Below are 20,627 nucleotides of genomic sequence, written 5' to 3'. Positions count from 1 at the left end.
GCTAGCCACCCCCGCCGTTCAGTCCGCGCGCCTTGCCGCCCGATTGCAGGAAGGCGCGGGAGATGTCGAAGAACTCGGGGACGTCGAGCAGGAAGGCATCGTGGCCGCGATCGGTCTCGATCTCGGCAAACGACACCCGCGCGCTCGAGGCGTTCAGCGCATGCACCAGCGCACGCGATTCCGAGGTCGGAAACAGCCAGTCGCTGGTGAAGGAAACGACGCAGAACCGCGTCTGGATGCCGGCGAACGCCTTCGCCAGCACGCCGTCATGGTCGGCGGCGATGTCGAAATAGTCCATCGCGCGCGTCAAATAGAGATAGGCGTTGGCATCGAAGCGCTCGACGAAGGACGAACCCTGGTAGCGCAGATAGGACTCGACCTGGAAGTCGGCGTCGAACGAGAAGGTCGGCAAGTCGCGATCCTGCATGCGCCGGCCAAACTTTCGATGCAGCGCGGCGTCGGAGAGATAGGTGATGTGCGCCGCCATCCGCGCCACCGCGAGGCCGCGATGCGGATGGATGCCGCGATCGGCATAGCCGCCATTGTGCCAGTCGGGATCGGCCATCACCGCCTGGCGGCCGAGCTCGTGAAACGCGATGTTCTGCGCCGAGTGCCGCGTCGAGCAGGCGATCGCCAGCGCGGAGAACACGCGGGCCGGATAAGCCGCGGTCCATTGCAGCACCTGCATGCCGCCCATCGAGCCGCCAACCACGGCGAACAGCGTGTCGATGCCGAGCCGGTCGATCAGCATCGCCTGCGCGCGCACCATGTCGGGAATGGTGATGACGGGGAATTCCAGACCCCACACCTTGCCCGTGGCGGGATTGATCGAGGCCGGCCCGGTCGAGCCCATGCAGCCGCCGATCACGTTGGAGCAGATGATGAAGTACCTGTCGGGATCGAGCGGCCGGCCCGGGCCGACCAGGGTCTCCCACCAGCCGGGCTTGCCGGTGACGGGATGCACATTGGCGACGTGCTGATCGCCGGTCAGCGCATGGCAGATCAGGATCGCGTTGGAGCGGTCGGCGTTGAGCTCGCCATAGGTCTGGTAGGCGATCTGGAACGGGGTGAGGTCGACGCCGCAATCGAGCGGCAGCGGCTGGTCGGCGGCGAAATGCGCGACCAGCGAGCTCGGATGATCCACCTCATGCGACCGATCGTCGGCACTGATCGCAGGGCTCGGAATCGACTTGACGCCAACCATCTGACCATCGACCTCGTTTGCGATCGGACTTCGGACCGCACTGACATCAGGCCATGAAAAACCCGGCCTGAACGATAGGTTCGGCCGGGATCGGAAGCGTCCCCGGCCTGTTTAGCGAGTTTTTTAACGTGGCTGCAAGCCGGCCGGCTCAAATGACCACGGAACAGGCAAAAACCTACCGGCTTGGGCGGTTTTCGTCAAGTCGCGGTCCGGATCCGCCAAATTCGTCCCTGCCTCGCCGGCCGAACAGGCCGTCATTTCTCTTTGCTTTCGTCGCCCTGACTGCCTAATCAAGATGTCGATCGCAGTGGGTTCGACCTTACCAGTCTCTTTGGCCGGCCCGCATTGGAACGCCTCTCAACAGTCCTGTCAGATATGTCCCAACGTCCGCCCGCGCCACCGTCATTGCAGGAATTGCGCAAGGAGATCGACGCGATCGACGAGGGCATGCATCGCCTGCTGATGCAGCGCGGCGACATCATCGACCGCCTGATCCAGGTGAAGCAGACCCAGGAAGTCGGCTCGGCATTCCGCCCGGCGCGTGAGGCCTCCATGATGCGCGAGATCGTGCAGCGTCATCGCGGCATCCTGCCGCTCGACACGGTCGAGAGCATCTGGCGCGTCATCATCTCGACCTTCACCTATGTGCAGGCGCCGTTCTCCGTGCACGCCGACATCTCGGTGAGCGAACCCGCGATGCGCGATTCCGTGCGCTTCCATTTTGGTTTCACGGTGCCCTACGTCGCTCATTTCAGCGCGCAGGCCGCAGTCGAGGCGGTGGCGAAATCCAAGGGCGATCTGGCGCTGGTCTCGGCGACCTCGAGCCGCACGCCGTGGTGGCTGGAGCTGGAAGCAGAAGGCGCGCCGAAGATCATCGCACGGCTGCCCTTCGTCGAGCGCGCCGATCATCCGGCCGCGCTGCCGGTGTTCGCGATCTCGCGCGTCGCCGACAGCGCGCTGGTGACGGAGGTCGAGACCTACAGCGTGCGCGTGTCGGGGTGGAATGCCGAGATCGCGCGGGCGCTGTCGCCGCTCGCCGACATCGTGGCGGTGCCCGATACCGCCTTCGACGGCGCGGCGCTGCTGGTTTCGATCACGGCTGCGAGCAGCATCGACAAAATCAAGGCTGCCCTGATCGAGGCGGGGGCCTCGGTGCGCTCCACGGCCCTCGTCGGCAGCCACGCAACACGCTATACGGTGGCCCCGACCGGGTCGAAATCGTAAATCGCGTACCGCCTAAAGCCTATCCGGAGTTGAAGATGTCCCGCCCCGTGCCGAACCCCGGCATTCTCGATATTGCGCCCTACACGCCCGGCAAGACCCCGGTGCCGGAGCCGGGCCGCAAGGTGTTCAAGCTGTCGGCCAACGAGACGCCGTTCGGGCCCTCGCCCAAGGCGATCGAGGCCTTCAAGCGCGTGGCAGATCATCTGGAAGACTATCCGGAAGGCACCTCGCGCGTGCTGCGCGAAGCGATCGGCCGCTCGTTCGGGCTCGATCCGAACCGTATCATCTGCGGCGCCGGCTCGGACGAGATCCTCAACCTGCTCGCCCACACCTATCTCGGCCAAGGTGACGAGGCGATCTCCACCACGCACGGCTTCCTGGTCTACCCGATCGCGACCATGGCGGTCGGCGCCAAGAACGTGATCGCCGAGGAGACCAACCTCACCTGCAACGTCGACGCCATCCTCAAGGCGGTGACGCCGAAGACGAAGCTGGTCTGGCTCGCCAACCCGAACAATCCGACCGGCACCTATATTCCGTTCGACGAGGTCAAGCGCCTGCGTGCCGGCCTGCCCTCGCACGTGCTGCTGGTGCTGGACGCCGCCTATTGCGACTACGTCTCGCGCAACGATTACGAGATGGGGATCGAGCTGGTCGCCACCACCGAGAATACGGTGGTGACGCACACCTTCTCCAAGATCCACGGCCTCGCCGCGCTGCGCATCGGCTGGATGTTCGGGCCCGAGCACATCATCGACGCGGTCAACCGCATCCGCGGTCCCTTCAACGTGTCGACGCCGGCGATGTACGCCGCGGTCGCCGCGATCGAGGACACCGCGCATCAGGCGATGTCGAAGCAGTTCACCGAGACCTGGCGCAACTGGCTGACCGAGGAGATCGGCAAGCTCGGGCTGAAGGTGACGCCGAGCGTCGCCAATTTCGTGCTGATCCACTTCCCGACCGACAAGGGCAGGACCTCGGACGACGCCGACGCCTTCCTCACCAGGCGCGGACTCGTGCTGCGTGCGCTGAAGAACTACGGCCTGCCGCATTCCCTGCGCATGACCATCGGCACCGAGGAGGCCAACCGCCTCGTCGTCGATGCCTTGCGCGACTTCATGGCCGGCAAATGAGCGTGAACCCGCATTTCCAGCGCGTCGCCCTGATCGGCTTCGGCCTGATCGGCGGCTCGATCGCGCGCGCTGCGAAGCTCCAGGGCCTGGCGGGCGAGATCGTCACCACCGCGCGCTCGGAGAAGACGCGCGCGCGCGTGATCGAGCTCGGCATCGTCGACCAGGTCGTGGCCACCAATGCGGAAGCGGTGAAGGATGCCGATCTCGTCATCCTCTGCATTCCCGTCGGCGCCTGCGGGCCAGTGGCGCAGGAGATCGCGCCTTATCTGAAGCCCGGCGCTGTCATCTCCGACGTCGGCTCGGTCAAGGGCGCGGTGGTCAGGGACATGGCCCCGCATTTGCCGCAGGGCGTCCATTTCGTGCCGGCGCATCCCGTCGCGGGCACCGAGCATTCGGGACCCGACTCAGGCTTCGCCGAGCTCTTCATCAATCGCTGGTGCATCTTGACGCCGCCGGAAGGTGTCGATGCCGGGGCGGTCGCTCACTTGCGCGCCTTCTGGGCGGCGATGGGCGCCAAGGTCGAGGTGATGACGCCGGATCATCATGATCTCGTGCTCGCGATCACCAGCCATCTGCCGCATCTGATCGCCTACACCATCGTCGGCACCGCCGACGAGCTGGCGCAGGTGACGGAATCGGAAGTCATCAAGTTCTCCGCCGGCGGCTTCCGCGACTTCACCCGTATCGCCGCGTCCGATCCGACGATGTGGCGCGACGTGTTCCTCGCCAACAAGGAAGCCGTGCTGGAGATGCTCGGCACCTTCACCGAGGATCTCGCCAAGCTGACCCGCGCGATCCGGCGCGGCGACGGCGAGGCGCTGTTCGATCACTTCACCCGCACCCGCGCCATCCGCCGCGGCATCGTCGAGATCGGCCAGGATTCATCGGCAGCCGATTTCGGCCGCCAGCACGGGCAGCTCGAGAAGAAGCCGTAGCTCCTGTCATTCCGGGGCGCCCGAAGGGCGAGGCCGGAATCCATTGGGCCACAGCGCGCGGGGTGAAATGGATTCCGGGTTCGATGCTACGCATCGCCCCGGAATGACGAGCGAGGTTTCAATACAGCGGCGGGATCTGGCCGACCTTCACCGGGCCGAGCAGCACGGCGCCGTCGACGAACTTCAGCGGGAAGCTGCGCGCCTTCTTTCCCTCGAGCGTGCTCTCGGTGCCGATCGAATTGATGCCGGCGGCAACGCCGGCGTTGGCGTTCTGCTTGATCACCTTGCCGAGGCCGGGAACGGCGCGGTCGAGCGCGCCGAAGAGATTGTTGAGGTCCTGCGACTTCACGCCGGGCGCGACGCGGTCGAGCGTTGCCTGCGGCACGCCCTCCTCCAGCATCTTCTCGATGCCGAGCGCCGGGATCACGCGCTCGAGGCCGGTCACCGTCATCTGCAGCTCGCCGTCCAGTCGGCCATTGGCCGAGAGGCCGAGCGTGCCGGCCGCGACCGCGATCATCTCGCCCTGCTGGATCCGCGACTGCACGATCTCGATATGGCCGCCGGCGGCCTGGATCTCGCGGAAACGCTGCGGCCAGGGCTTCGGCGTGAGGTCGGAAAGGCCGGTGATCTTGGCGCGGGTATCGGCCTCGAACGGCTCTGCGAGCAAGGGATGAACGCCCTGGATGCTGCCCTGCGCGATGTGGGCCACGGTCTCGATCACGGGATGGTCGGCCGGCGAGCCGTCCGCGAGGCGGCCATGCAGCTCGACTTGCTTGGCGCGCGCGAGCGGCACCTGCACGCTGCCGTCCAGCCGGTTGATATTGGGATCGTCGAACACGAGAGAGGCACGCTCCGGCACGGCCGGCAGGCCGACCACGCTGCTGCGACCCTTGCTCCAGTTGACCACGAAGGTGTTTTGCGTGACCCCGTCGGTCAACGTGGCCGGCGCCGAAAACTCGGCGATCACGAGCTTGGGATCGTAGACCTGGGCGACGACCAGGATGTTGTCGAGCTTCGCCGTGAACGGCGTCTTGCTGGCGTTCTGCAAGACCAGGGCGACGCTGGCGCCGGAGCACTGAACCTCGAAGCGGAACGGGAAGCCTGCGATCGAGCGCTTGGCGCAATCATAGATGCGGCCGGACTTGGCCTCCTGCGCGCGCCAGGCATCTGCGGCCACCTCGGCCTGCGAAGCGGCATAGAACCAGAAGCAGGTCCACGCGAGGGCGAGGATCAGCAGGAGAGCGGGTGCGATGAAAAGGCCCCAACGGGAGCGGCGGCCTGTGGCAACGGTCATATCGGACATGCGGCGACCCTTTGGCCCCAGATTTTGTCAAATGTAAGCGGGGTTCGGCCCCGCCGAAAGGCCGAGAATCCGCTTCGCTTGGGGGCTCGGTTCTGGTAGCCGTGCCCGCCATGTCGGAAATCACCCTCCCCTCCGTCACCACGGCCAAGGACGACCTCTGGGTGTTCGGCTACGGTTCGCTGATGTGGCGGCCGGGCTTCGCATTCGAGGAGCGCGTCCCGGCGCGGCTGGTCGGCGAGCATCGCGCGCTGTGCGTCTATTCCTTCGTGCATCGCGGCACGCCGGAAAAGCCCGGCCTCGTGCTCGGGCTCGACCGCGGCGGCGCCTGCCGCGGCATTGCCTTCCGCGTCGCCGAGAAGAACCGTGCCGACGTCGTCGCCTATCTGCGCGAACGCGAGCAGGTGACGTCGGTCTATCGCGAGGTGATGCGCTCGGTGTGGCTGGAGAACGATGCGCGGCAGCGGGTCTCCGCGCTCGCCTACGTCGTCGACCGCGGCCACGTGCAATATGCCGGCCGGCTGTCGCTTGCCGATCAGCATCGCCATGTCATCCAGGGCCATGGCCAGTCCGGCGCCAACCGCGACTACGTCACGGCAACGGTGAAGGCCATCGAGGCCGAAGGCTTTCGCGACACGCAATTGCATCAACTCGCAACGATGCTGCATGGGGAAGCGCATGCGCTGCACGCGCCGGCTCCGAGCGAAGACCGCGAAAGTCGCTAGCTTCCAGTCGGCGCGTAGCTCGGCGCGCTGCCGATCAACTGCTCCTGCTCTTTCCGCCCCGCTTCGACGAGTCGCCCTGTCGCCTCTTCGATGACAGTCTGCACACGGGAGAGAAACTCGTCCTTCGGCAAGCCCGGCGGCAGCGGATCGAGAAATTCGACCACCAGCGTGCCCGGATAGCGCATGAAAGTGCGGCGCGGCCAGAACAGGCCGGAATTGAGCGCGATCGGCAGGCACTGCACGCCGCAGGACGAATAGATTTGCGCGAAGCCGGTCTTGTAGTCGGGTGGCGCACCCGGCGCGCGGCGCGTGCCTTCCGGAAAGATCACGAGCTGCTTCCCGCTGCGGACCGCCTCACGCGCGCGCCGCGTCATGTCCAGCAACGCCTTCACGCCGGCATTGCGATCGATCGCGATCATCCCGGTCTTGACCAGGAACTGGCCGAACACCGGAATCTGCATGAGCTGGCGCTTGAGGATGAAGATCGGGCGGTGGAAGAAACCCGGCAGCACGAACGTTTCCCAGAACGACTGGTGCTTCGCTGCGATCACCAGCGGTCCCTGCGGGATCTTCTCGACGCCGCGGAATTCCACCTTGATGTTGCAGATCACGCGCATCAGGACCAGCGTCGTCTTCGCCCACCATTGCGCGACCGTCAGCATGGCGCGCGGCGGCAATGCGAAGGTCGGCAGCGCCACGATCGCGAGGCACACCAGCACGGCGTAGAACAGCACGTTGAACACGAGCGAGCGCAGGAAAATCAGGAACATCGACGATCCGATTAATTTGCCGATCAATTTGCCAGTCAATTGGCCTGTGCGGTGGCGGGCCGCTTGGGCTGCTGACCTGCAGGCTGCTCCGACATCTCGGGTGAAAGGTCAATCCCGAAATCCTCCAGCCGCACCCTGAGTTCGGCCGCGATGTACTTGACATATTCGGACAACAGCAGCCGCAGGGTGGATGCCGAGGTCCACCACGGCTCCTCGCGCCATTTGTCGCCGACCACCGCGAACGGGATCAGCGTGGTCTCCGGCATCGCGTGCGAGAATTCCACCAGCGCGCGCGGCATGTGGTAATTCGAGGTGACCACGATCAGCGACTTGAAGTGCCGCCCCTCGGCCCAGCGCCGCGCCTCCGCGGCATTGCCGCGGGTCGTCAGCGCGGTGCGATCGAGGTCGACGCAGCAGGTCATGAAAGACTGGTTCTCCGGCAAGGTCCGCGAGATGTCGTTTGCCGTCGAGGTCGGATGCACGCCGGAGATCAGCAGCCGCTTGCCATAGCCTGCGGCCAGCAGCTCCATCGCGTCCGACACCCGCGAGGAACCGCCGGTCAGGACGACGATGCCGTCGGCCTTGCGGTCGGGCGCAATCTCGGCGCCGCGCATCTGCGACAGGAACGCGACGAAGCCCGCCGCCGCGCCGACGAAAGCGAGCGCGATCGTCGACACGATTGTCGCGCGCAGCCAGCCGCGCGGCAGTTTCGGCGATCGATCGTCGGTCGGCGAGGTCATGCGATGTCAGTGATCCCTTCCCTGAATGATTTTAGGACGTTTTGAGGCGAAGTGGAGTCCGGTTTGTCAGGCTTATCAAAGCGACGAACCACAACTCGATCCGCGGCGGTGCTGTGCTCCCTCGCCCCGCTTGCGGGGAGAGGGTTGGGGTGAGGGGGAGTCTCCGCGGGGACGGAGGCAGTCGGCGTCGCGGAGAGTCCTCCTCACCCGGAATCCGCGCAAGCGGGGAGAGGCGAAGAAACTTCAATCGATATCATTCAGCGTCGCGAACAGCGTCTGGCGCGAGGCGACGGCGGTGATGGCGCCGATCAGCACCGCCTGCACCGCGAGCACGACATAGCCGGACGGCCGCAGCGAGAAGGTGCCCAGCAAGGCCGCGAACTGGTCGCCGACCGGGGTCCCCGAGAACCAGCCGGCGATCGACTCGGAGAAGCCGAACACCAGCATGGCGGCGCCGCCGCCGATCACGCCGCCTTCGAGGCCGAGCCTGAGGAAATGCCGCAGGAAGCGGTTGGCGATGTAGCGGTCGCCGGCGCCGACGAAATGCAAGACCTCGACGATCGGGCGGTTTGCCGCCATGGCGCCGCGGGTCGCGAACGACACCGAGATGATGGTCGCGATGATGACGAGCGCGAGAATGCCGAGGCCGGCGAGCACGGTGGCGTTGGTCATCGAGCGCATGCGCTCGATCCAGGCGCGGTGATCGTCGACGCTGGCGCTTGGCGCCACCTGCGTCACGCGGGCACGCAAGGCGCCGAGATCGAGCGGCGTGCCGGGCTGCACGCGCGCGATGATCATGCGCGGCACCGGCAGATCGTCCATCGACAGCCCGGTACCGAGCCAGGGCTCGAGCAGCTTGCCGCTCTCGTCCTTGCTGAACGGCTTGACCTCGACGATGCCGGCCTGCGCGCGCATCGCCTCGGTCACGGCCGCTGCGTCGCGGTCGAGATCGCGCCCCGCTTGCGGACGGACCTGGATGGTGATCTCGCTTGCGACCTCCGACTGCCATTCCGCGGCGGAGGCGCTGACCAGGAGCACCGTGCCTGTGGTCATCGACGCCAGGAACGTCATGATGGCGACGACGGCGACCAGCGCGCGGCCCTGGATCGAGGCGCGCGGCACGATCGGCGACATGTTGCGCGCCTTGGCCGGAAGCTGCGGACGCTCCTGTCCGAGGTCGACCAGCACGCCGCGCTCGTCGGTCCTACTCATAGACGTGCAACCGTCCCTGGTGCAGCACCAGCCGCCGCGCCTCGTACTGGTCCATCAGGCCGATGTCGTGGGTCGCGATGATGACGGCGGTGCCGGATTTGTTGAGCTCGATGAAAAGCCGCAGCAGACGGCGGCCGAGCGTCGGATCGACGCTGCCGGTCGGCTCGTCCGCGAGCAGCAGCTGCGGCCGCGAGATCACCGCGCGCGCGATCGCGGCGCGCTGCTTCTCGCCGCCGGACAGGATCGGCGGCAGCGCATCCATGCGATCGCCGAGGCCGACCCAGCGCAGGAGGTCGATGACCTCCTTGCGATAGCTCGACTCGCTGCGCCCCATGACGCGGAACGGCAGCGCGACGTTCTCGTAGGTCGTCATGTGGTCGAGCAGTCGGAAATCCTGCAGAACGATGCCGATGCGCTTGCGCAAATCCGCGATCTCGTCCTTGCCGAGCTGCGAGATATCGTGGCCGAACAGATTGACGAGGCCGCGCGTCGGCCGGTGCGACAGGAACAGCAGGCGCAGCAGCGAAGTCTTGCCGGCGCCGGACGGGCCGGTGAGGAATTGGAAGGAATGCGCGGGGATCTGGAAGCTGAGGTCGCGCAGGATCTCCGGCCCCAGACCGTAACGCAATCCGACATTTTCGAACCGAACCAAGCTCAGCTCCGTTCGAGAGGGGACGATGGAAGCGACGCGGCGCGCTGCCATGCGCGATCAACGTTTTTTGCGACCGTTATGGTTTCCGGTTCGTTAACGGTCGCCTTGTAGCATCCAGGGCAACCGGCTCTCCGGGTCATCAAGACCAGTCCGTGCATCAAGGCTCGTCCATGCATATCGTCTGCCCCCATTGTACGACATCCTACGCCATCAAGCCCGCGAGCCTGGGGGCGAACGGACGGACGGTCCGCTGCTCCCGCTGCAAGGAGACCTGGGTCGCCTATGCCGAGGATGCCATCGAGGAGGCGTCCGTGCCGGCGATGGCCGCGGCCAGCCAGGCCGACGACCAGTCCGACCTGGCCGAGCAGTGGAACTCCTATGCCAAGGACGATAACGCCGCCGACACCCCGGTGGTCGAGAGCCCCTCGATCGCCAGCGACTGGCCGGCCGACAACGCCCGGGAGATCGAGGACGAGTGGTCAGCGGCGGCACGGGCTGCCGAGGAAGAAGCCGTCGGCGCACAGCACCAATCCTGGTTCCGCAGCCTGTTCAGCCGCCCCGGCGCGCGGGTGAAGCGTCCAGTCCCCGCTGTTGCTCCGCGAAAATCCTATTTCGGCCTGCCGACCGCCTGCGCAGCCATGGCCGCGCTGGTGCTGGCCCTGATCATGTGGCGCGGCGACGTGGTGCGCCTGCTGCCGCAGACGGCGGCGTTCTACAAGATGGTCGGGCTCGAGGTGAACCTGCGCGGGCTGACCTTCAAGGACGTCAAACTCTCCAGCGAGACCGTCGACGGTAAGCAGGTGCTGGTGATCGAGGGCGTGATCGTCGGTCAGGGCAAGAAGCCGCTCGATATCCCGCGGCTGCGCTTTGCCGTGCGCGACGCGCAGGGCGCGGAGATCTACGCCTGGAATACCGTGTTGGAACAGACTGTGCTTCAGCCCGGCGAGCGCGCTTTCTTCCGCTCGCGCCTGGCTTCGCCCCCGCCGGAGGGCCGCAATATCGACGTTCGCTTCTTCAACCGGCGCGACATCGCCGGCGGCAGCGTATAAATCGTCGCACGGGAGGTTGGTCCCAAGGTTGGTCTCATGTCCAAGATCCTGATCGCCGACGACGAGGATTCGATGCGCACGCTGGTCGCGCGCGCCATCGCCATGGACGGCCACGAGACCGTGACCGCGCAGGACGGCGCCGAAGCGCTGGAGATCCTGACCCGCGAGGACGGCGCGTTCGATCTCCTGCTCACCGACATACAGATGCCCGTGATGGACGGCATCGCGCTGGCGCTGTCCGCCGCGCGCGATTTCCCCGACCTGACCATTCTGCTGATGACCGGCTTTGCCGACCAGCGCGAGCGCGCGTCGAACCTCAATGCGCTGGTGCATGACGTCGTGACAAAGCCGTTCTCGGTCGCGGACATCCGCACCGCCGTGGCCGACGCGCTGGCGGCGAAGAAGGGGTAGCGGGCGGCCACCGCAGTCGCGTCGGCTATGCCTCTATGACGCAACGCCGCCGCTACGCATTCGGTGTCGTCCTGGCGAAGGCCAGGACCCATACCGCGTGATTTATCGGTCGGAAATGGAAGTCGTACCGGGAACCAGCCTCCGCCAAACGCCTCCCTGGGGTAATGGGTCCTGGCTTTCGCCAGGACGACGTTGGGGAGGCATCGAGACTATCGCCCTCAAAAATCCTTCAGCAGCCGCTCGATGTAATCGAGCTCGATCTGCGGGCGGGACGGATCGCCCAGGCGGCGGCGGAGCTCTTCGAGGATGCGGCGGACACGCTGAGCGTCGATCTCGCCGGGAATCTTGACCGTGTAATCGTCGCCGAACTCACGGCCGTGAAGGGGCCGGCCGAGCGGATCGGTCTGATTGCCGCCGCTCTGCTGGCGGCCGGCCCGGTTGCCGGGGCCATCGCCCTGCCCGTCGCCGTCGCCCTGCTGCATCGCCTCGGCCATCTTCTGCGCGCCCTTGCGCAGGGCGTCGAGCGCCTTGCCCTGCGAATCCACGGCACCATCCGCGTTGCCCTCGCCGAGCTTCGAGCCGGCATCGCCCATGGCGCCGTCGGCGGCATCCAGGCTGCCATCGTCATCGCCCTGGTCGCCGTCCTGATCGCCATCCTGGCCGGACTGTCCCGGATCGCCCTGCTGGCCCTTCTGACCCTGCTGCTTCTGGCCCTTTTGCCCCTTCTGCGCGAGGCCGCGCTTGGCGAGCTCGTCCTGCAGCTTCTTCAGGCGGTCGCGCAGCGCCTGCTGGTCCTGCTGGAGGTCCGACATCGACTGGTCGCCCTGCTTGCCGCGCGAGCGGTCACGCCGGGAGTCCTGGCCCTGCTTGAAGGTCTTGTCGCGCAATTGCTGCTGCTTGCGGATCATGTCGCTGAGCTCGTTCAGCGCCTGCTCCATGTCGCTGTCGCCGGACTGTCCCGGCTGCGCCATCTGGAGATTTTCCATGATCTGCGCGAGCTGCTCGAGCATGCGCTGCGCGGCTTCTTTATTGCCCTCGCGCGCCGCCTTTTCGATCTGCTTCAGCAGCTCGTCGAGATCGCGCTGCGTGATGACGTTGCGATCACGACTGGAGGACTGGCTCCGTTCCGTCGCCCGCTTGTATTCCTCGAGCTTCTGGATGGCGTCGGACTGGTTGCTCAGGCTCTTGCCGGATTCCTTCTGCCTGAGGCTGTCGCCGGAATCCTGCATCGCCTTTTCGGCGCTGTCGAGCAGCGCATCGGGATCCTGATCCAGCTGGGCAGCGGCCGGCGAAACGCCGCCCAGGAGGAAGGCGAGGCAGGCGATCGAGATCGCCTTGAAGACTGGCACGCGCGCTAGTTTCCGCATTTCCGGTCCCGCGTAAACTGGTTGGCCCCGTCGTTGCCCGCCTTGGCCCGGTTGCTCGCAGACTTCCGATAGGCCTGAAGCTGCTGGCGAAGTGCGTCCTGCTGCTGCGCCAGCTCCTCGAGCTGCTCCGCCGTCGCATGCTGGGTCTTCTGTCGCAGCTCGATCGCCTTGTCGAGGATGAGCTGGACCTCCGCCGGGAATGGCTGCCGGGGCCCGAGCGGATTCTGCTCGGCGCGGCGGGCGAGATCGCGCACCTTGCCCGCCATCGCCTCGCGCAGCTTCTGCGTCAGCACCTTGATCTCGTCCTCGCTGGCGCCGCGCTCCAGCGCCCGCTTCAGCGCGTCCTGCGCCGAGCGCAGCGCGGCGTTGACGCTGCCGGCGACACCGTCGTCCTCGATGGTGACCGCGAACGCCCACATGCTCGCCACCACGTCGCGCAGTGCATCGTCGGTGCGGGCCGCCTCGAGCTGGAGCGCCAGGCTCCGCAGGCCGAGATAGCAGCCGGCATCCGGCGTGAACAATTCGGGCGCGATCATCAGCGCATCGAGCGCGGCATAGACGTCGGAATTCTTGTTGGCGTCGAGCGCGAGGATGCGGCGCTGCTCGATCAGCGCGCGCGCGAGCGAGTTGGTGAACAGACGCTCGGGCAGGCGCATGTTGAACGGTTCGCTTCTAGCCTCGTTGCCGGCCTCGTCCTTGGCGGTGAGCGTCAGCGTGACGTCGGCGCCGGCATAGGGATCCTCGCTGAGATCCTTCACGGTCTGGCCGACGCCGTTGCGGGTGCGCGCATTGGGCAGCACCAGCGGGAATTGCGGCGGCTGGAACAGCGGCCGCGCGGCGGCCTTGGTGTCGTCCTTGCTGCCGTCCTTGGCATCGGCGGAGCGCAGGCCGATTTGCGCCTCGGCGCCGGTGACGCCGTAGTCGTCCTCGATCTTGTAGGAGAGCTGAAGTCCGCCCCGCGCCTGGCGCTCGGGATCCTTGGCGAGCGAGATCGTCGGCGCGCGGTCAGGCGTCGCCGCAAACGCCCATTGCGGCTGGCCGGAGGGCGCGCGGACATGCGCAGTGCCGTCGGCTGTGATGGCGAAATGCTTCTCGTTGGTGCCCTTGGGCGTGGCCTCGGTGGGAGCGACCTCCTTGAGGCCGCCGGAGACGACGACATCGAGGTTGCCGCCGGACGAGCGCACGATCAGGGTCGAGCCGGCGGGAACGGCGAGCGGACCGCTCGCCGGCAGCGCTGCGGCTTCCTTGTTGGCCGCCGACAGGATCACCGGCGGCTTGCCGGTGTAGAGCGGCGGCGTGACCCAGGCATCGACGCGAACGTTCGTCGGCGCCAGCACGCCATTCCAGTCGAAGGCGGCCCCGACGCGCATCGCGCGCTCGTCGCCGGCAGCGAAGAAGGTCGCAACCAGCATCACCATGACCAGCGCCCGCAGCGCCCAGGGATCATGGAGCGCGAGCCGCGGTCGCGGCAGGCCGGCACGGATGCGCTTCAGCGAGGCCAGCGTGCGCTCGCGCTGCGCCTGCCACAGCGCCTTCGCGATCGGGTCCTGCGAGGTCAGGGTGTCCGTGAGCGTGGTCGCCGGGCGATGACGGATGCCGGAGCCGCGGTCGAGCCGGCCCAGCGCTTCCTCGCGGCTCGGCCAGCGGAACCGAAGCAGGGGGAACAGCACGGCGATCGCAATGCCGGCGAAGATGACGAGACCGACGGCACGGGCCAGGAACGGCAGCGCCAGCCAGAGACCGGCCCAGGACACTACCAGGAACAGGCCGATGACGGTCAGCAGCCGCGCGAGATTTGGCCAGGCACGCTCCCACGCGATGGCATAGATGGCCCTGTCGAGGGCCTGCGCCAGCTTCAGCCGCGACAGAGCGTCGCCGTCGCGGATAGGGTCTGACGGGTCGGGGGTGACGCCGTTCAATCAGCTCTCCAGGTTGCCCGGTAGAGTGAAGCGTACCACAACGGCAGCACTGAGGCATCCGTTCCTGTACGGGAGACACCCCTTTTCCCGCATAACACGAGGACGTGACTGGCCCGCCGCAACCCCGTAATTTCCGCGCCGCCACCTGAGGACAATGAAGGAAACGCCATGGACAAGAAGATGCACGACAAGGGCCTCGAGGTCCGCAAAGCGGTACTCGGAGAAGCCTATGTCAACAACGCCCTGAAGAACGTCGACGATTTCAACCGTCCATTCCAGGAGATGCTCAACGAATATTGCTGGGGCACGGTGTGGGGCCGCGAGGAGCTGCCGCGCAAGACCCGCAGCATGCTCAACATCGCGATGATCGCGATCCTCAACCGCCAGCACGAGTTTCGCGCGCATCTGAAGGGCGCGCTCACCAACGGCGTCACCCGCGACGAGATCCGCGAGATCCTGATGCAGGTCGCCATCTACGGCGGCATGCCCGCCGCCGTCGACAGTTTTCGCATCGCGCGCGAGGTGTTCGCGGAGATCGACGGCAAGGCGTGAGGGACGTGTGGTGAGGGGAGCAACGCCTCACCTCCGTCGTCCCGGCGAAAGGCCGGGACCCATAACCACCTTCGGATGTGGTTACGAGGACTCGGAGTTGTCAGCTTCGCGCCACACCTCTCCCTGGGGTAATGGGTCCTGGCTTTCGCCAGGACGACACCGAGGGTGAGCGCGAGCCGTTCAACAAACAACGAATAACAAGCACAAGGAAACACCATGGACATCGGATTCATCGGGCTCGGAAACATGGGTTTCCCGATGGCGCGGCGGCTGATCGAGGCGGGACACAGGCTCGTCGTGTTCGACACGCGCAAGGAGGTCGTCGAAAAGCTGGTGGCGCGCGGCGCCACCGCTGCGTCGTCGCCGAAGGACGTCGCCGACCAGGTCGAGACCGTGATGGCGAGCCTGCCCTCGCTGCAGGCTTCGCTCGAGGTTGCCACGGGCGCGAACGGCGTCATCGAGGGCAAGCGTGCAAAGCGCTTCATCGATCTCTCCACCGTCGGCTCGGCGATGGCATCGAAGATTCACGGCCTCCTGGCCAAGCGCAACATCGTGCAGATCGACTGCCCCGTCTCGGGCGGTGTCGGCGGCGCCGAAAAGGGCACGCTGGCAGTGATGGTGTCGGGGCCGAAGGCGGAGTTCGAGCTGCTGAAGCCGGCGCTCGACGTGATCGGAAAAGTATTCTTCATCGGCGAGAAGCCGGGGGCGGCGCAGACCATGAAGCTCGCCAACAATTTCCTGTCGGCCACCGCCATCGTGGCGACCTCGGAAGCCGTCGTGATGGGCGTGAAGGCCGGGCTCGATCCCGCCGTGATGATCGACGTCATCAATGCCGGCTCCGGCATGAACACCGCAAGCCGCGACAAGTTTCCGCGCTCGGTCCTGCCGCGCACCTTCGATTTCGGCTTCGCCACGGGATTGATGGTGAAGGACGTGCGGCTGGCGCTGGAGGAGATGAAGCAGCTCGGCCTGTCGATGGAGGTCGCCGACGCAGTCGGGCGGCTATGGGAGACCGTGATCAGCGAGGAAGGCGCGGAGTCGGATTTCACCGCGGCGATCAAGCCGATCGAGAAGAAGGCGGGGGTCGTGGTTGGCGGGAAGACGGGCGGATTGGTCGGGAAGTAGTTTCTCGCGCATCCCCTGTCCACGTCGTCCTGGACAAGCGAGCGGAGCGAGCGCTGATCCAGGACCCATTACCCCAGGGAGAGGTTTGGCGAAGACTCGTGGTTACCAGCTTCGCGCCAAATTACTTCCTGGGGTAACGGGTCCCGGCCTTCGCCGGGACGACACCGAAGTTGTTAAACCGCCTTACCGTCCCTCACCGCCTCACAGCCACGGCGCCGGCGTATCCATCGCGATCAGCTGCTCGACCTCGATGCGCGGGCGCACGACGGCGTACTGATCGCCCTTCACCAGCACCTCGGGCACCAGCGGGCGCGTGTTGTAGGTGCCGGCCTGCACGGCGCCATAGGCGCCGGCGGTCATGATGGCGAGGAGATCGCCCGCCTTCGGCGTCGGCAGCGTGCGGTCGAGCGCGAGATAATCGCCGGTCTCGCAGACCGGGCCGACGACGTCGGCCGTGATCGTGGCGGCATCCTTCGCCGGCTGCGTCACCGGCAGGATATCGTGATGGGCCTCATACAGCGTCGGGCGGATCAGATCGTTCATCGCGGCGTCGATGATGACGAAGTTCTTGCCGTCGCCGTGCTTCACATAGATCACCTTGGCGACGAGGATGCCGGCATTGCCGACGATCATGCGGCCCGGCTCGAACATCAGCGTGCAGCCGAGATTGTGGCTGACGCGCTTGACCATGGCGGCATAGGCGGCGGGCGCCGGCGGGGCCTCGCGGTCCATGTAATAGGGAATGCCGAGGCCGCCGCCGAAATCGACGTGGCTGATGTCGTGGCCATCGCTACGCAGCGTCTGCACGAATTCGGAGAGGATGCGGAACGCGGTCTCCATGCTGGAGAGATCGGTGATCTGGCTGCCGATATGCACGTCGGTGCCGGTCACTTCGATACCAGGCAGCTTCGCAGCGCGCGCGTAGACCTCGCGGGCATGCACGATCGGGATGCCGAACTTGTTCTCGGACTTGCCGGTGGAGATTTTTGCATGCGTGCCGGCATCGACGTCGGGATTGACGCGCAACGAGATCCGCGCGGTCTTGCCCATCTCGGTCGCAAGGCGCGACAGCAGCTCGAGCTCCGGCTCGGATTCGACGTTGAGACAGAGGATGTCGGCGGCCAGCGCGGCGCGCAGCTCGTCTTCGGTCTTGCCGACGCCGGAGAACACGATCTTGCTGGCGGGAATGCCGGCGGCCAGCGCGCGCTTCAACTCACCGCCCGAGACCACGTCGGCGCCGGCCCCAAGCTTGGCCAGCGTGCGCAGCACCGACTGGTTGGAGTTCGCCTTCATGGCGTAGCAGACCAGCACCTTCTCGCCGGCGAAAGCCTCGGTGAAGACGCGGTAATGCCGCTCCAGCGTCGCGGTCGAATAGCAGTAGAACGGCGTGCCGACGCTCGCGGCGATCTCGGACAGGTTCACCGCCTCGGCGTGCAGCACGCCGTTGCGATAGTCGAAATGGTTCATGGCGTTGGCTCAGTTACTCCAGCCTACCGGCTGGGCTTGTCGTCCAGGAGCGGGTCGAGAATAAACGATTTCTTCTTGCCCTTGGGAGCCGCAGGTGCAGCGTCCGCACCATAGGTGGGGTTGAACACGCTCGGCGTCTTCTGGGCTTCGGTCTCGGTGTCGGTTGGCGCTGCGACATTGGCCGTGGACGCGGTCGGCGGCAGGTCGAGCGGACCTTTGCGGCCGCAGCCGGCAAGCGCGAGCGCCGTCAGGCTCAAGACAATGATGGCCCACCCCGAGCCGGCCGGGCGAAACTTTGACGTCACGACGAAATCCCCACTACGCGGGCCGCACCATACAGAGATTGGCGCGCTCTGGCGAGAGCCGGATGACCATGAAACATAAGCGAAATTTTGCCCTCAGCCCAATTTTCGCTCTTTTTCCAGCCGCTTCGCCCAGGCCTTGGCCTGCGACGCCACGTTCTTCGGCGCGGTACCGCCGAAGCTGGTGCGGCTCTTCACCGACGATTCGACCGAGAGCACGCCGAGCACGTCCTTGGTGATCTTCGGCTCGATCGCCTGCATCTCCTTCAGCGGCAGCTCGTGCAGCGCCATGCCGCCTTCGGCCGCCTTGGCGACGATGCGGCCGGTGACGTGGTGGGCCTCGCGGAACGGCATCTTCAGGGTCCGCACCAGCCAGTCGGCAAGATCGGTCGCGGTGGCGTAACCCTCGCCGGCGGCCGCCTTCATCTTGGCTTCGTCAGGGACGAGATCGCGGACCATGCCGGTCATGGCGCGGATCGCCAGCGACAGCGCGGCAAAGCCCTCCATGGCGCCCTGCTTGTCCTCCTGCATGTCCTTTTGATAGGCGAGCGGCAGGCCCTTCATCACGATCAGGAGGCCATTGAGCGCACCGATGACGCGACCGGTCTTGGCACGCACGAGTTCGGCGGCATCCGGATTGCGCTTCTGCGGCATGATCGAGGAGCCGGTGGTGAACTTGTCGCTGAGGCGGATCAAGCCGACCAGCGGCGAGGTCCAGATCACGATCTCCTCGGCAAAGCGCGACATGTGCACGGCGCAGATCGAGGCCGCCGACAGTGTCTCCAGCACGAAGTCGCGGTCGGAGACGGCGTCGAGCGAGTTCGCCATCGGGCGGTCGAAGCCAAGCGCCTTCGCGGTGGCGTGGCGGTCGATCGGGAACGAAGTGCCGGCGAGCGCGGCGGCGCCGAGCGGCGATTCATTGAGCCGCTTGCGCGCGTCCTGGAAACGGCCGCGATCGCGCGCCGCCATCTCGACATAGGCGAGCAGATGATGGCCGAAGGTCACGGGCTGCGCGGTCTGCAGATGCGTGAAGCCGGGCATCACTGTCGCAGCGTGCTCCAGCGCGCGCGCGACCAGCGCCTGCTGGAACGCGGCGAGCGCGGCGTCGGTCTCGTCGAGGACGTCGCGGACGTAGAGACGGAAATCGGTCGCGACCTGGTCGTTGCGCGAACGCGCGGTGTGCAGGCGGCCGGCCGCGGGGCCGATCAGCTCCGACAGGCGGCTCTCGACATTCATATGGATGTCCTCGAGCGCGCGCTTGAATTCGAAGCCGCCCTTGCCGATCTCTGACAAAATCGTGTCTAGACCCTTGCCGATATTTTTCGCATCAGAGGCCGTGATGATGCCGTTCGCGGCGAGCATCGCGGCGTGGGCCTTGGACGCGGCAATGTCCTGGGCAAAGAGGTGACGATCGACGTCGATGGAGACGTTGATCTCTTCCATGATCTCATCGGGACGTTCCGAGAACCGGCCGCCCCACATCTTGTTGCTCATGATCCCCTGCTCACGCCTTGCTTTGCCGCACGTTTGCTGGCCGAGGCCAGCCGTATTAAGAGGCCCCTGATAGCCATATCTGCGACCGGATGACAAACGATATGCTCGACAAGAAGCCCTCCGCCACGCGCCGGATCCCCCTCGTCATCGCCACCGTGGCGATCGGCGGGCTGGCCGGCTTCGCCGCGCTGTATGGGCTGGGCCTGAGCCGGGCACCCTCGGGCGATCCGACCTGCAAGCCGGCGGTGGCAATCGCGCAGAAAATCGCCCCGCTCGCCCATGGCGAGGTGGCCGCCCTGACCATGGCGAACGCGCCGTTGAAGCTGCCCGACCTCACCTTCGAGGATGCCGACGGCAAGCCGAAGAAACTGTCCGATTTCCGTGGCAAGACGCTGCTGGTGAACCTCTGGGCCACCTGGTGCGTGCCCTGCCGGAAGGAAATGCCCGCGCTGGACGAGCTCCAGGGCAAGCTGTCGGGCCCGAATTTCGAGGTGGTGGCGATCAATATCGACACCCGCGACCCCGAGAAGCCCAGGACTTTCCTGAAAGAGGCCAATCTGACCCGGCTCGGCTATTTCAACGACCAGAAAGCCAAGGTTTTCCAGGATCTTAAGGCGATAGGCCGGGCGCTGGGTATGCCGACCTCGGTGCTGGTCGACCCCCAAGGCTGCGAGATCGCGACGATCGCGGGGCCGGCGGAATGGGCGAGCGAGGATGCGCTCAAGCTGCTGCGGGCCGCGACCGGCAAGGCCGCCGCGTCGCTTTAGGGGTTAGGCAGTCACGTTCAGGTTGCCGCCGACACCGGGGCCGACATTGGCGAGCGAGGGCTGACCGGCGCCGAGCAGCGTCAGGACGGTGGATTTCTCCATGTCCAAGTTCTGCTTGGTCAGCGTCGCCGCAATATTCGACTGCAGCGCGCCTTGCTGAGCGGCCAGCATGGTGCTGACCATCGCCATCATATCCATTACGCGAACCCTCGTACCGGTTGTAACCTAGACGCGAGGGGTTAATGGGACATGAATTGTCACAGAGCCGACCCACGACAA

At 66.1% G+C, this 20,627-nt stretch carries 21 protein-coding genes and 1 riboswitch; of the genes, 9 read left to right on the top strand and 12 right to left on the bottom strand.

The window, feature by feature from the left end:
* Window position 1: 1 nt before the first annotated feature.
* Window positions 2-1,204, bottom strand: a complete 1,203-nt coding sequence (metX, locus tag JQ635_RS21550; RefSeq protein WP_211411788.1) for a homoserine O-acetyltransferase MetX — start codon at window positions 1,202-1,204, stop codon at window positions 2-4.
* Window positions 1,205-1,294: 90 nt separating this feature from the next.
* Window positions 1,295-1,374, bottom strand: a riboswitch (SAM riboswitch).
* A gap of 205 nt (window positions 1,375-1,579) precedes the next feature.
* Between metX and JQ635_RS21545 the strand changes: the two genes are divergently transcribed.
* From JQ635_RS21545 to JQ635_RS21535, 3 genes are read left to right on the top strand one after another with little or no spacing between them, the layout of a single operon-like run.
* The gene (locus tag JQ635_RS21545; protein WP_211411787.1) at window positions 1,580-2,428 is read left to right on the top strand and encodes a chorismate mutase; all 849 of its coding nucleotides are present in this window, start codon (window positions 1,580-1,582) and stop codon (window positions 2,426-2,428) included.
* A 35-nt stretch (window positions 2,429-2,463) separates the two neighbouring features.
* On the top strand, window positions 2,464-3,561 hold the full coding sequence (gene hisC / locus JQ635_RS21540; RefSeq protein WP_211411786.1) for a histidinol-phosphate transaminase: 1,098 nt from the start codon (window positions 2,464-2,466) through the stop codon (window positions 3,559-3,561).
* The gene (locus tag JQ635_RS21535; RefSeq protein WP_211411785.1) at window positions 3,558-4,496 is read left to right on the top strand and encodes a prephenate/arogenate dehydrogenase family protein; all 939 of its coding nucleotides are present in this window, start codon (window positions 3,558-3,560) and stop codon (window positions 4,494-4,496) included. Before hisC ends, JQ635_RS21535 begins: the two co-directional genes overlap by 4 nt.
* 118 nt (window positions 4,497-4,614) lie before the next feature.
* Here JQ635_RS21535 and JQ635_RS21530 read toward each other — a convergent pair whose 3' ends face one another.
* Entirely contained in the window at window positions 4,615-5,799 is a 1,185-nt protein-coding gene (locus tag JQ635_RS21530; RefSeq protein ID WP_211411784.1) for a DUF2125 domain-containing protein, read from the bottom strand.
* 110 nt (window positions 5,800-5,909) lie between these two features.
* Here JQ635_RS21530 and JQ635_RS21525 point away from each other — a divergent pair, with 110 nt between their 5' ends.
* Window positions 5,910-6,521, top strand: coding sequence for a gamma-glutamylcyclotransferase (locus JQ635_RS21525; RefSeq protein WP_211411783.1), 612 nt, complete (start codon window positions 5,910-5,912; stop codon window positions 6,519-6,521).
* On the opposite strand, the gene JQ635_RS21520 is transcribed toward JQ635_RS21525, so the two are convergent.
* From JQ635_RS21520 to ftsE, 4 genes are all read right to left on the bottom strand, one after another.
* Complete coding sequence (locus JQ635_RS21520) at window positions 6,518-7,291, bottom strand: lysophospholipid acyltransferase family protein (protein ID WP_211411782.1); 774 nt, start codon at window positions 7,289-7,291, stop codon at window positions 6,518-6,520. The two genes, JQ635_RS21525 and JQ635_RS21520, sit on opposite strands and share 4 nt — an antisense overlap.
* A gap of 35 nt (window positions 7,292-7,326) precedes the next feature.
* Window positions 7,327-8,031, bottom strand: coding sequence for a YdcF family protein (locus JQ635_RS21515; protein WP_211411781.1), 705 nt, complete (start codon window positions 8,029-8,031; stop codon window positions 7,327-7,329).
* A 243-nt stretch (window positions 8,032-8,274) separates the two neighbouring features.
* Window positions 8,275-9,243, bottom strand: coding sequence for a cell division protein FtsX (locus tag JQ635_RS21510; RefSeq protein WP_211411780.1), 969 nt, complete (start codon window positions 9,241-9,243; stop codon window positions 8,275-8,277).
* A complete protein-coding gene (ftsE, locus tag JQ635_RS21505) occupies window positions 9,236-9,895 on the bottom strand; it encodes a cell division ATP-binding protein FtsE (protein ID WP_018646542.1) in 660 nt (219 codons plus the stop codon). The genes JQ635_RS21510 and ftsE overlap by 8 nt, the downstream gene beginning before the upstream one ends.
* 170 nt (window positions 9,896-10,065) lie before the next feature.
* Here ftsE and JQ635_RS21500 point away from each other — a divergent pair, with 170 nt between their 5' ends.
* Both JQ635_RS21500 and JQ635_RS21495 read left to right on the top strand, forming a co-directional pair.
* Window positions 10,066-10,944, top strand: coding sequence for an MJ0042-type zinc finger domain-containing protein (locus tag JQ635_RS21500; protein ID WP_211411779.1), 879 nt, complete (start codon window positions 10,066-10,068; stop codon window positions 10,942-10,944).
* A 36-nt stretch (window positions 10,945-10,980) separates the two neighbouring features.
* The gene (locus JQ635_RS21495; protein WP_166818684.1) at window positions 10,981-11,355 is read left to right on the top strand and encodes a response regulator; all 375 of its coding nucleotides are present in this window, start codon (window positions 10,981-10,983) and stop codon (window positions 11,353-11,355) included.
* Between the two features lie 218 nt (window positions 11,356-11,573).
* Here JQ635_RS21495 and JQ635_RS21490 read toward each other — a convergent pair whose 3' ends face one another.
* Window positions 11,574-12,722: a DUF4175 family protein gene (locus tag JQ635_RS21490; RefSeq protein WP_211411778.1), complete on the bottom strand. Its 1,149-nt coding sequence runs from the start codon at window positions 12,720-12,722 to the stop codon at window positions 11,574-11,576.
* Entirely contained in the window at window positions 12,710-14,641 is a 1,932-nt protein-coding gene (locus tag JQ635_RS21485; RefSeq protein ID WP_211411777.1) for a TIGR02302 family protein, read from the bottom strand. The genes JQ635_RS21490 and JQ635_RS21485 overlap by 13 nt, the downstream gene beginning before the upstream one ends.
* Before the next feature lie 168 nt (window positions 14,642-14,809).
* Here JQ635_RS21485 and JQ635_RS21480 point away from each other — a divergent pair, with 168 nt between their 5' ends.
* Both JQ635_RS21480 and JQ635_RS21475 read left to right on the top strand, forming a co-directional pair.
* On the top strand, window positions 14,810-15,193 hold the full coding sequence (locus tag JQ635_RS21480; protein ID WP_008567285.1) for a carboxymuconolactone decarboxylase family protein: 384 nt from the start codon (window positions 14,810-14,812) through the stop codon (window positions 15,191-15,193).
* A 216-nt stretch (window positions 15,194-15,409) separates the two neighbouring features.
* Entirely contained in the window at window positions 15,410-16,318 is a 909-nt protein-coding gene (locus JQ635_RS21475; protein WP_211411776.1) for an NAD(P)-dependent oxidoreductase, read from the top strand.
* Window positions 16,319-16,519: 201 nt separating this feature from the next.
* Here JQ635_RS21475 and lysA read toward each other — a convergent pair whose 3' ends face one another.
* From lysA to argH, 3 genes are all read right to left on the bottom strand, one after another.
* Window positions 16,520-17,785, bottom strand: coding sequence for a diaminopimelate decarboxylase (gene lysA, locus JQ635_RS21470; RefSeq protein WP_211411775.1), 1,266 nt, complete (start codon window positions 17,783-17,785; stop codon window positions 16,520-16,522).
* Between the two features lie 23 nt (window positions 17,786-17,808).
* A complete protein-coding gene (lptM, locus tag JQ635_RS21465) occupies window positions 17,809-18,090 on the bottom strand; it encodes an LPS translocon maturation chaperone LptM (RefSeq protein WP_211411774.1) in 282 nt (93 codons plus the stop codon).
* 93 nt (window positions 18,091-18,183) lie between these two features.
* Entirely contained in the window at window positions 18,184-19,581 is a 1,398-nt protein-coding gene (argH, locus tag JQ635_RS21460) for an argininosuccinate lyase (protein WP_211411773.1), read from the bottom strand.
* Window positions 19,582-19,682: 101 nt separating this feature from the next.
* Between argH and tlpA the strand changes: the two genes are divergently transcribed.
* The gene (gene tlpA / locus JQ635_RS21455) at window positions 19,683-20,348 is read left to right on the top strand and encodes a thiol:disulfide interchange protein TlpA (RefSeq protein ID WP_211411772.1); all 666 of its coding nucleotides are present in this window, start codon (window positions 19,683-19,685) and stop codon (window positions 20,346-20,348) included.
* Window positions 20,349-20,351: 3 nt separating this feature from the next.
* Here the strand turns inward: tlpA and JQ635_RS21450 are convergent, their stop codons facing one another.
* Entirely contained in the window at window positions 20,352-20,546 is a 195-nt protein-coding gene (locus JQ635_RS21450; RefSeq protein ID WP_211411771.1) for a putative motility protein, read from the bottom strand.
* Window positions 20,547-20,627: the final 81 nt, after the last annotated feature.

The organism is Bradyrhizobium iriomotense (assembly GCF_018130765.1).
Taxonomy (GTDB): Bacteria; Pseudomonadota; Alphaproteobacteria; order Rhizobiales; family Xanthobacteraceae; genus Bradyrhizobium; species Bradyrhizobium iriomotense_A.
The sequence above is the reverse complement of the archived record's forward strand: the minus strand, read 5'-3'. Positions and strand labels throughout refer to the sequence as shown.

Bases quoted from the DNA above. Each gene is read 5' to 3' on its own strand.
- metX (WP_211411788.1), bottom strand. From the start codon at position 1,204: ATGGTTGGCGTCAAGTCGATTCCGAGCCCTGCGATCAGTGCCGACGAT.
- JQ635_RS21545 (WP_211411787.1), top strand. From the start codon at position 1,580: ATGTCCCAACGTCCGCCCGCGCCACCGTCATTGCAGGAATTGCGCAAG.
- hisC (WP_211411786.1), top strand. From the start codon at position 2,464: ATGTCCCGCCCCGTGCCGAACCCCGGCATTCTCGATATTGCGCCCTAC.
- JQ635_RS21535 (WP_211411785.1), top strand. From the start codon at position 3,558: ATGAGCGTGAACCCGCATTTCCAGCGCGTCGCCCTGATCGGCTTCGGC.
- JQ635_RS21530 (WP_211411784.1), bottom strand. From the start codon at position 5,799: ATGTCCGATATGACCGTTGCCACAGGCCGCCGCTCCCGTTGGGGCCTT.
- JQ635_RS21525 (WP_211411783.1), top strand. From the start codon at position 5,910: ATGTCGGAAATCACCCTCCCCTCCGTCACCACGGCCAAGGACGACCTC.
- JQ635_RS21520 (WP_211411782.1), bottom strand. From the start codon at position 7,291: ATGTTCCTGATTTTCCTGCGCTCGCTCGTGTTCAACGTGCTGTTCTAC.
- JQ635_RS21515 (WP_211411781.1), bottom strand. From the start codon at position 8,031: ATGACCTCGCCGACCGACGATCGATCGCCGAAACTGCCGCGCGGCTGG.
- JQ635_RS21510 (WP_211411780.1), bottom strand. From the start codon at position 9,243: ATGAGTAGGACCGACGAGCGCGGCGTGCTGGTCGACCTCGGACAGGAG.
- JQ635_RS21500 (WP_211411779.1), top strand. From the start codon at position 10,066: ATGCATATCGTCTGCCCCCATTGTACGACATCCTACGCCATCAAGCCC.
- JQ635_RS21495 (WP_166818684.1), top strand. From the start codon at position 10,981: ATGTCCAAGATCCTGATCGCCGACGACGAGGATTCGATGCGCACGCTG.
- JQ635_RS21490 (WP_211411778.1), bottom strand. From the start codon at position 12,722: ATGCGGAAACTAGCGCGCGTGCCAGTCTTCAAGGCGATCTCGATCGCC.
- JQ635_RS21480 (WP_008567285.1), top strand. From the start codon at position 14,810: ATGGACAAGAAGATGCACGACAAGGGCCTCGAGGTCCGCAAAGCGGTA.
- JQ635_RS21475 (WP_211411776.1), top strand. From the start codon at position 15,410: ATGGACATCGGATTCATCGGGCTCGGAAACATGGGTTTCCCGATGGCG.
- lysA (WP_211411775.1), bottom strand. From the start codon at position 17,785: ATGAACCATTTCGACTATCGCAACGGCGTGCTGCACGCCGAGGCGGTG.
- argH (WP_211411773.1), bottom strand. From the start codon at position 19,581: ATGAGCAACAAGATGTGGGGCGGCCGGTTCTCGGAACGTCCCGATGAG.
- tlpA (WP_211411772.1), top strand. From the start codon at position 19,683: ATGCTCGACAAGAAGCCCTCCGCCACGCGCCGGATCCCCCTCGTCATC.
- JQ635_RS21450 (WP_211411771.1), bottom strand. From the start codon at position 20,546: ATGGATATGATGGCGATGGTCAGCACCATGCTGGCCGCTCAGCAAGGC.